The organism is Pedobacter sp. 05L430 (genome assembly GCF_056397585.1).
This window is the reverse complement of the sequence record NZ_JBFTNT010000421.1, coordinates 1-3,419: the sequence shown is the minus strand read 5'-3', so window position 1 is coordinate 3,419 and position 3,419 is coordinate 1. Positions and strand designations below refer to the sequence as shown.

Genomic DNA, 3,419 nt, shown 5'->3' with positions numbered 1-3,419 from the left:
CTATTATAGTGTAACGATTTGGTTGATACCCCAAAACTTGAACAAGAAGAAATGCAGCGTCTTAATCCTAGGTATATTAGCCTGTTGCATCTTCTGTACGCTGCTATTTCGAATTATGGAAATCACCATAGTAGATCCTTACATCTTAAAGAAGATGCAGGCACAATCTCCAGGTTTCAAATGGAAAAAGCTGAATGGTACTTTTATAGAACAGCTGATCAACCCCATTTATTTAATCAATGCACTAGAACAAAGCAATACGGTAATTTGGATTGCCATATCTATTAAATATTTTAAAATCTGGTTTGAAAGAAGGCAGGTTGTACTTCAATCGGAGGTCGATTTTCTAAAAGCAAAACTTAATCCTCATTTCCTGTTCAATACGCTTAATAATCTATATGCATTGACCTTGATTAAATCTCCAGAATCTCCTAAAATAGTACTTGGCTTGTCCAGTATTTTAAGATATATGCTTAATGAATGTCATCACTCAAGTGTACCGTTAAAAAGGGATATCGAAATTTTAAACAGCTATGTTGAACTTGAAAAAATTAGGTACGACGATCGATTAGATCTTTCTTTTAGTATTAATGGAGAAATTCTAGAACAAAGAATCCCCCCTCTTTTAATGTTCCCCCTAGTAGAGAATGCTTTTAGGGAAGGTATAAGCGAGACTATCGAAGATCCCTGGATAAATATTAACTTGGAAATCAAAGGCTGTAATATTAAATTTAAGGTATCTCATAGTTTACCCAAATTTAAACCCTTAAGTCAAACAGACACCTTTGAGCTCAATGGGCTTAAAAACCTACATAAAAAATTAGAGGCACAATTTTCTGGCGGTTATGAATTGAAGATGCATGAAGGAGAAGAAATGTCGATAGCAATTATGCAATTAGACCTCACAAAACAGTATTAAGATGAAGATCAAAACATTAATTGTGGATGATGAGCCACATGCCATTGAAGTAATTGAGAGCCATATATCAAACTTCTCAGAACTTGATATTGTTGCAAAATGTAGTAATGCCATTGAAGCTTTTAAAATTTTGCAGCAAACAAAAGTAGATCTTATTTTTTTAGACATAAAAATGCCGGGTCTAACAGGAACTGATTTTATCAGGAATCTTAAAAATCCGCCAAAAGTAATCTTCACGACTGCCTTTGAAAATTATGCACTCGAAGGTTTCGACTTAAATGCTATCGACTATTTATTAAAACCCATTGGATTTGATCGGTTTCTTAAAGCTATTGAAAAGTTATTCACCTTACAAAAAGCCAATTACCAAAAAATAAGCTTGGTTGAAAAACCTGCAGAACAAAAAACAGATACTTTTCTTTATCTAAGAGTAGAACGAAAAATGGTAAAAGTGAATGTAAGTGACATCTATTGGATTGAGAGCTTAAAAGACTACATCAAAGTTGTGCTCAAAGATAAAGTCTTAATCTCAAAACAAATGATCAGTGTAATAGAAGATCTTTTGCCTGAAGATAAATTTGTACGAATCCATCGTTCATTTATTGTTTCCTTATCAAAAGTTGAAAGTTTCCATTCCTATTCTGTAGAACTTTTGGGTAAAGAAATTCCAATTGGCAGAAACTATAAAGCAGCATGCCATAAAAGATTGAGAGAATTGTAAAAATTAGCCCATCTTAAAAATCACATTTCTGTTCGCCTTTATTTTTATCTGGTCATTACTATCCATCAAGTAGTTTCTTCCATCTATTAGTGATTTTCTTGAATTTCGATACTTTAAGGGAAGCGTACAATATTGTTCATTGGCCGAAGTGTTAACTTGCCTGATGCGCTCCTTTCCAAGGATCCTTTCAAAAGAAATACAGCATCATTTTGCATCGTTTGAACTACGGATAAGTTACGGATCCTAAGGCTTGATTTTGTTTACCCAACATATCAAAAATAAAATTCTCTTCATCCTGGTTAATTTCACTTAGTGATTTGAGATCAAATTTTAGCTTATTCAGAAACGGAACAAGATTGCATAGTTGCTATTTTACTTCGATAACGCATTAGCAAAAAAAAGGGGTAGAAAAACAAGTACAACACAGACAGTGTTATTTTACTTAATTTACTCAGCCTGAAACTATTTCTATACCTATTTAATAAATAAAGCATGAGTGGCAATGGTGGTATACCTGCCTTATTGGTTTTGCCCTCATTGGCCAAATTAGTCAATGTATTCAAAAATGCCTCTGTTTGTAACGGCGGAAAAATCTTCCAACTTACCATTGTATCTAAATAGCCCGAATTCCACATGCTATGATGAACACCAGGCTCAATACAAAATTCCTCTCCTTTTTTGTAAATCTTTATCTCTGCATTCATTCTTACGGTTAACTCTCCRGCTAAAACGTTAAATACTTCTTTTTGTATAGGGTGGTAATGCAGTGGCGGCTCATCAGAAAAAGCAGCATATACCGCTTCCATTTCTAATAGCCCATTATTTGCGTCTTTATTACTTTTAATAAACTTAATGACCTGACCTGTTGCTTGGTTTGTAATCATCTAATCATAGCATTCTTAAACTGGACTCCTTAACCTTGATGAAATTATTGTTTGGGAAAAATTCCTATACATGGCTTTATCTGAAATTCCAGAAGATCAAAGCAGCCCTAAAATACTTGTAAATCTCTATGGATTTACGGCTGAAAGTTTCGATGTGCACAAAAGATTCGGGACCATTGTACCAACCGTATTAGCTAGTTAAGGCTGGGAAGTTGGTCATGTGAACCCATTTGAAGAAAGCGGCACTATAACTCTTACCAATTACAATAGAATAGAATAATGTGTTACAGCTGCACACGTACACCACGATAAAAGTAAAACAGATAAGTATAGTGAGCTTTTAATAGCGAGAATGAACAGTTTTACACTTTATCTCCTTGCGAGATGTAGATCATAAATTACAACTATCGCTCAGACAAAATTAGGATTTGCAGATTTAGCAGCAAGAAAAAACCAAGGACTATTTGTTCGGGTATGGCAATATCAAAAGAGAGGATAAAAAACATCCAACAATACCAAAGGCCTTTGAACGAACACTAGGGCAATACTTAAGGATATTACCCTATGAACACCATACAGCTAGTTAACAATAATATTCAATATCAGAAATTCAATTAAGTCACCCTTGAATTCTTTATCACTCAACTTGAAACAAAGCCTTTCTATATTTAAGAGGTGATAATTTAAATTGTGCCTTGAAAACTCTTATAAATGAGCTGGTAGATTCATAACCAACAGCAAATGCAATTTCATTAATGGGACCATTTTCAGTACTCAATAAATTCTTAGCTCGGTTTAATCTCGTTAGCATTAAGTACTGATAAGGCGACATGCCGAATACCTGCTTAAAAGTTCGCAACAAATGGTTAACGGACAAAAATGATGCGCTTGCGAC

General features: G+C 34.2%; 4 protein-coding genes. 2 read left to right on the top strand and 2 right to left on the bottom strand.

Annotated elements, in window-relative coordinates; genetic code table 11:
- Positions 1-115 precede the first annotated feature (115 nt).
- Positions 116-919 (top strand): sensor histidine kinase, encoded by an 804-nt coding sequence (locus AC1DG9_RS25830; protein WP_337717408.1) that lies wholly within the window; start codon positions 116-118, stop codon positions 917-919.
- Between the two features lies 1 nt (position 920).
- A complete protein-coding gene (locus AC1DG9_RS25825) occupies positions 921-1,640 on the top strand; it encodes a LytR/AlgR family response regulator transcription factor (RefSeq protein WP_288882647.1) in 720 nt (239 codons plus the stop codon).
- Positions 1,641-1,975: 335 nt separating this feature from the next.
- On the opposite strand, the gene AC1DG9_RS25820 is transcribed toward AC1DG9_RS25825, so the two are convergent.
- Both AC1DG9_RS25820 and AC1DG9_RS25815 read right to left on the bottom strand, forming a co-directional pair.
- The gene (locus AC1DG9_RS25820) at positions 1,976-2,524 is read right to left on the bottom strand and encodes a cupin domain-containing protein (RefSeq protein WP_477635543.1); all 549 of its coding nucleotides are present in this window, start codon (positions 2,522-2,524) and stop codon (positions 1,976-1,978) included.
- 637 nt (positions 2,525-3,161) lie between these two features.
- The coding region (locus tag AC1DG9_RS25815) for a helix-turn-helix transcriptional regulator (protein WP_477635542.1) at positions 3,162-3,419 on the bottom strand (258 nt) is incomplete at its 5' end.